A 5,489-nucleotide genomic window follows, 5' to 3' on the forward strand; every position below is an offset into this window, starting at 1 on the left:
CCAGCGGGTACTCGAGCACGAAGGCCGGCACGCGCGTGCGTGCCGCGAGCTGGCTGGCCAATCCTACATAGGCGCTCGCATGGCCCAGGCCATAGCCGCCGCCATGGATGAACAGCAGCGCGCGCCCGGGCACGGCCTGCGCGGGCTCCACCCACCAGCCGGAAGCGGCTTCGTCGACGGCCTCGCGCGCCGCGACTTCGGAAGCGGTGGGCGTCTGCGCGATGAAGCGGTCGTAGATGTCGCGCGGCGTGCCGGGCGCGGTGGACCAGAAGCGGCCGAACTCGAGGCGCAGCGCGCGCGCGGCGGCGATGTCCTGGGGATCGATGGGAACGAGGGCCATCAGCGGACTCCGAAGCCATGGCCCGCGAGATGCCAGGCCATCATCATGGTGGTGATGTTGGGCGGCGCGCTCGGTGCCCTGGGCATGATCGACGCATCGATCACGAACAGGCCCGGCACGCCATGCACGCGGCCACCGCCATCGACCACGCTCTGACCGGGCGGCCCCATGCGGCAGGTCGAGGTCGGGTGCGCATAGCCGTCGAGCTGCTGCTCGATCGCGCGCTGCAGGTCGTCGCCATCCGAGAACTCAGGCCCCGGCGCCATCTCGGCCGCAACCATCTGCGCGAACGGCGACTGCCGCCCGATCGCGCGCGACAGCCGCACGGCCTCGAGCATGCGCGCCATGTCGCGTGGCGTGCCCAGCAGGTTGTAGCGGATGCGCGGCGCGCTGCGCGGATCGCGGTCGGCCAGCTCGAGGCTTCCGGTCGCCTCGGGCTGCGTCACCGACACCGCCAGCACGATCGCGCCGCCCGTGGGGCTCAGCGCCGGATCGAACAGGTGGGTGGCCGAGATGTGCAGGTCGAGGTCGCCGGGCTCGGCCTGCGAGGACGCGGCCCAGAGGATCGCGCCCGCCGCGGGATGCATGCCGGCCGCCTCGGGCGTCAGCGCGTAGACGTTGTAATAGAACGGATGCTCCTGAAGGCCCTGCCCCACCGGCAGTTCCGCCACCAGCGGAATGCCCAGCGACGCCAGGTGCGGCGCGGGACCGATGCCCGATCGCAGGAGGATCGCCGGACTGCCGAAGGCGCCCGCGCTGAGGATCACCTGGCCCGCGCGATGGCTCCGGCCCTCGGCATCGACCACGCCCACCGCGCGGCCTTCCTCGAACAGCACGCGATCGATCTCCACGCCGCCGCGGATCGTGAGGTTGGGCCGCGCGCGCACGTCCTCGCCGAGGAAGGCGATGCCGGTGTTGATGCGCCGCCCCGAGATCACGTTGAGCGGATACGGCGCGACGCCGGCCTGCTGCTCGCCGTTGAAGTCCGCCACGCGCTCGAAGCCGAGCGCGGCCGTCGCATCGACGAAGCCATTGAGCGCCGGCGTCAGCTCGTCGCGCCGCCGGTTGCGGATCGGCAACGGACCCGCGCGACCGCGCAACGCGTCGTCGCCGTCGGGCGTGTTCTCGATCGCCTTGAAGGCCTCGAGCAGTTCGGGCCACTGCCAGCCCTCGATGCCGAGCGCGCGCCACTTCGCGAAGTCCTCGGGCCGCGAGCGCATCGCCACCGCCGCGTTGACGGCCGAGCTGCCGCCCAGCGTCTTGCCGCGCGGTGCATGGATGCTGCGTCCCGCGAGGCCGGTCTCGGCCTGGTAGCCCCAGTCGTGGCCATCGGGCCCGCCGGCCGTGTCGGCATCCGCGAGGTCGCGCGGAAACACGTTCGGCCGGTAGGCTTCGCCGGCCTCGAGCAGCAGCACCTGGCGCGCGGGATCGGCGCTGAGCCGATGCGCGAGCACCGCACCCGCCGAGCCGCCGCCGACGACGATGACGTCGAAGGCAGCGCTCATCGCGACAGCGCTCCGGCCACCTGGCCCATCAGCACCGCGAACGGCATGTCGAGCGCGGCATACACGTCGAGCGCCTTCGGATCGGCGTTGTCGCCCATGATCTCGACCATCAAGGTCGCGTAGTCGGAGATCTCGATGCCGAGCGTCGTCAGGCGCGCGATGCCCGCTTCGCGCTTGGCGGCCGAGAAGGTGCCGCAGGCGTCGATGGCGACGATCGGCTGGTAGCCCTCCTCGCGCGCCGAGATCGCCGGCAGCGAGGCACAGACCTCGAAGGACAGCCCCGCGATGATCAGATGGTCGCGCTTCGTCGCCTTCACGGCCTCCACGAACGGCGGGTAGTCCCAGGCGTTGACCGTCGAGCGGTCCATGATCTCGCCACCGCCCAAGGCTTCCTTGAGCTCGGAGGCCGTCGGCCCCCACATGCTGTCGCGCGCCGTCGTCACCGCGACGATCGGCAGGCCCAGGACCTTGGCCGCCTTCGCGAGGCCGACGACGTTGTGCTTGAGGTCGCTGACCGTCATGTCGCGCACGCCGGTCATCAGGCCGACCTGGTGATCGATGAGCAGAACGGCGGTGTTGTCCCGCGTCATGCGGGTGCGTTGGGTTTGCATGGGGTGTGACTCCTGGCGATGGGTTGGTGCGGGTTCGAAACGTGAGGCATTCGAACGGATGCGCCAGGCAGGGTCAACGAGATCGGCGGGGATCGGGGCTGGAAGGATCTTCCAATGGGTTGGAGGGTGGAAGAGGTTCCAATGGGACGGATGCTTTGGCCGGGATCACCTGCTGCCGCAGCGAGCGCCGGCCGGAACAGGGAAGCTCATGACGCAGCACGCCACCGTCGTCTTCTCGCAGGGATCGACGGCCTCGGCGCGGCCTCTGCCCTCAAGCGTCGTGGCTCTCGCTCGGCTCTTCAGTCCCGTCGGCATTCCAGAAGCGCCACACGCCGACTTCGCGCCCATCGCGATAGTGGCCCTCGGAGGCCGGCCGGCCATCGGGATGGAAGTCGCGCCAGAGCCCGTCTTCCTTCCCGTCGACGTAGTGGCCTTCCGATACCACCGTGCCATTCTCGTGATAGGCCACGAACAAGCCATGCCGGATCCATCGCGTCCTGTCGGGCGACATCACTCTCGCGTAGCGGAATCGGATGGTTCCCGATTCGTAGGGGATCTCGGCGATGTTGAGGTCGGGGTCGGCGGTCATGTCTTGGTGCTGGGAAGCGTTGTGGCAGGCGAGCCCAAACATCCCGTGCCCGCGGAGCCGCTCAACAAGAGGCTGCCACCACTGCGGACGGCCACCTTTGTCTTGCCCGTACCCATCAGGCAGGGCTCGTGGGCAGTCCATAGCCCAGCTGACGCTCGTGTCGGATCGAGAGCAACACCACCTCGCGCTCGGAGTGGGCGTAGAGCATCACATGGCGGGCCAGCACCAACTCTCGAAGTTCGAACCGTCCAAGTGCGCGAGCAAGCTGTTTTGCCTGCTCGGCTTGAAAACTCCCCCAACCCGACTGGGCATCGAGGAATCGAGCGGGTCGCCCGCTCGTGGGCGCGAATGACAGCAGAGTCCGCGCCTTGACAACCTCGGCTTGCAATTTCTTGAAGCGCGCCGACGCCGAAGCAGCATCCTGCTCTTCCATGAAGCTCCGCGCAGCGTGCAGGCACACCAGAAAGTTGGGAACGGCCCGGATCCTCGCGTTGACGGGAATGCTCACGGTGCTGCGGCAATACCGAGGGCTTGATCCAGTTCATCGTCGGACACGAATTGCCCCTTCAAGGCCTCCCGCAGGCCTGTGATCGCGTCTTCAGCCAGCACGAGATTGGCGTGCTCCGCCTCGAGCGCATGGTAGTAGTCGAGCCGGCGTGCGTCGACCAACGCGACATAGCTTGCCCCATTCTTGGTCAGCACCTTCTCGGAGCCGCTGCCGACCACGTCTTCGGCCAGCTCGGTGAGGCGAGCGCGCGCTTCACTGATGGGAACGATGTCCGATGCTTTGAATGCCATTTTGCAGAATCCATTAAGCTTTACGTTAATGTCAGTCTAGCAGCCGACCATAGGCCTAGCAATCGCCGCTGGATCTACGCAGCCCCACCGTACATCTGCCCACGATGGATGTCCGGCAACCTCCACGATCAGGTCACGCGCGAAAAGGCCGCGACTCACCCACCCCCACCCACGACCTGCGCCGTATGCTCCCCCAGCATCGGCGCCCTCGCCTCCCGCTTCACCCCGCGCTCGCCATTGAAGCGGATCGGCTCCACCACCGCGCGGTAGCTGCCCAGCGTGGGATGCGCATGCGTCGCCAGCAGCCCCTGGTGAGCGACCTGCTCGTCGTCGAACACCTCCTCGATGCCGCGCACCACGGTGCACGGCACGCGCGTTCCGAAGATCGCTTCCCATTCGCGGGCGTCGTGCTGCATCAGCGCGGCGCGCAGTTGTGGCACCAGCTCGGCCTCGTTGGCCTTGCGCAGGCGCATGTCGGCAAAGCGCGGATCGCGCGCCAGATGCGCGAGGCCCGTGAGTTCGCACAGCGCCTCCCAGAACGGCTGCGTCTGGGCCTGCAGGTAGACGTAGCCTTCGCGCGTGGGGTGGATGCCCGAGAGCGCGCCGCCGCGCAGATCGCGGTCGACGCCGGGGCCTTCGCCCTCGGCCCACACCATGCGGCCCGCCTGCATCGCGAGCGCCGCTTGCAGCAACGAGGTATCGACGCGCTGCGGCAGGCCAGTGCGTTCGCGCTGGAACAGCGCGGCGCAGATGCCGGTGGCGATGAGGCTCGCACCGTAGAAGTCCACGGCCGATCCCCACACCACGCGCGGCTCGTCGCCCGGATAGCCCTGTGCCTTGGCAATGCCGGTGCGGCATTGCAGCACCTGGTCGAAGCCGGGGCGCTGCGCCTGCGGACCGTCGGGGCCATAGCCGGTGAAGCTGCAATAGATCAGGCGCGGCTGGATCGCGGTCAGCGTGTCGCAGTCCAGCGCCAGCCGCTCGGCCACGCCGGGGCGGAAGTTGTGCAGCACCACGTCGGCCTGCGCCACGAGCCGGTGGCAGGCCTCGCGGTCCGCGGGCTGCTTGAGGTCGAGCACGATGCTGCGCTTGTTGCGATTCACGCCGATGAAGGCGCGGCTCTCGCCGGGCAGGGTCGAGGGGTAGTAACGCATCGGGTCGCCCTCGGGCGCCTCGATCTTGATCACGTCGGCGCCGAGGTCGCCCAGCAGGCTCGCGCCGTAGGGGCCCGCGATGTAGGTGGTGAAGTCCAGCACCTGGATGCCGTCGAGTATCTGTTGCGCCATCGATGTCGTCGTTTCGGGTCTTGTGGTGTGAAGAAGGCTCAGGCGAGCAGGCGCCGCGCGCGATCGACCATCGGGCGATCGATCATGCGGCCATCGAGCCGCAGCGCGCCCAGGCCCTCGGCGTCGGCGCGGGCATGCGCCTCGAGCACCTTGCGCGCCTGCGCGATCTCGGCCTCGGTGGGCGCGAAGACACGGTTGAAGACCTGCACCTGCGCGGGATGCACGGCGGGCGTGCCGCCGAAGCCGAGACGGTGCGACAGCCGCGCCGCGTCTTCGAGCGCATCCAGGTCGTCGAGCTCGGCGATGGAGGCGGCCAGTCCCCAGCAGGCCAGGCCCTCGGCCGCGGCGCACATGGCGACG

General features: G+C 68.9%; 6 protein-coding genes and 2 pseudogenes. All 8 read right to left on the bottom strand.

The annotated features are described in order from the left end of the window. A pseudogene (locus AC27VN_RS31440) lies at window positions 1-340 on the bottom strand (alpha/beta hydrolase); the annotation flags it as partial. After that, on the bottom strand, window positions 340-1,845 hold the full coding sequence (locus AC27VN_RS31445; protein WP_490879093.1) for a GMC family oxidoreductase: 1,506 nt from the start codon (window positions 1,843-1,845) through the stop codon (window positions 340-342). The pseudogene AC27VN_RS31440 and the gene AC27VN_RS31445, both read right to left, overlap by 1 nt. Further along, window positions 1,842-2,456 (bottom strand): isochorismatase family protein, encoded by a 615-nt coding sequence (locus AC27VN_RS31450; protein ID WP_490879094.1) that lies wholly within the window; start codon window positions 2,454-2,456, stop codon window positions 1,842-1,844. The genes AC27VN_RS31445 and AC27VN_RS31450 overlap by 4 nt, the downstream gene beginning before the upstream one ends. A 271-nt stretch (window positions 2,457-2,727) precedes the next feature. Further along, window positions 2,728-3,045, bottom strand: a complete 318-nt coding sequence (locus AC27VN_RS31455; RefSeq protein ID WP_490879095.1) for a toxin-antitoxin system YwqK family antitoxin — start codon at window positions 3,043-3,045, stop codon at window positions 2,728-2,730. A 115-nt stretch (window positions 3,046-3,160) separates the two neighbouring features. Next, a complete protein-coding gene (locus tag AC27VN_RS31460) occupies window positions 3,161-3,553 on the bottom strand; it encodes a hypothetical protein (RefSeq protein ID WP_490879096.1) in 393 nt (130 codons plus the stop codon). Further along, on the bottom strand, window positions 3,550-3,843 hold the full coding sequence (locus AC27VN_RS31465) for a type II toxin-antitoxin system Phd/YefM family antitoxin (protein ID WP_490879097.1): 294 nt from the start codon (window positions 3,841-3,843) through the stop codon (window positions 3,550-3,552). The genes AC27VN_RS31460 and AC27VN_RS31465 overlap by 4 nt, the downstream gene beginning before the upstream one ends. 155 nt (window positions 3,844-3,998) lie before the next feature. After that, window positions 3,999-5,129 (bottom strand): CaiB/BaiF CoA transferase family protein, encoded by a 1,131-nt coding sequence (locus tag AC27VN_RS31470; protein WP_490879098.1) that lies wholly within the window; start codon window positions 5,127-5,129, stop codon window positions 3,999-4,001. 38 nt (window positions 5,130-5,167) lie between these two features. Beyond that, window positions 5,168-5,489 (bottom strand): annotated as a pseudogene (locus tag AC27VN_RS31475) (HpcH/HpaI aldolase/citrate lyase family protein); the annotation flags it as partial.

The sequence above is a fragment of the Variovorax sp. 20P10.2.4 genome (assembly GCF_058244205.1).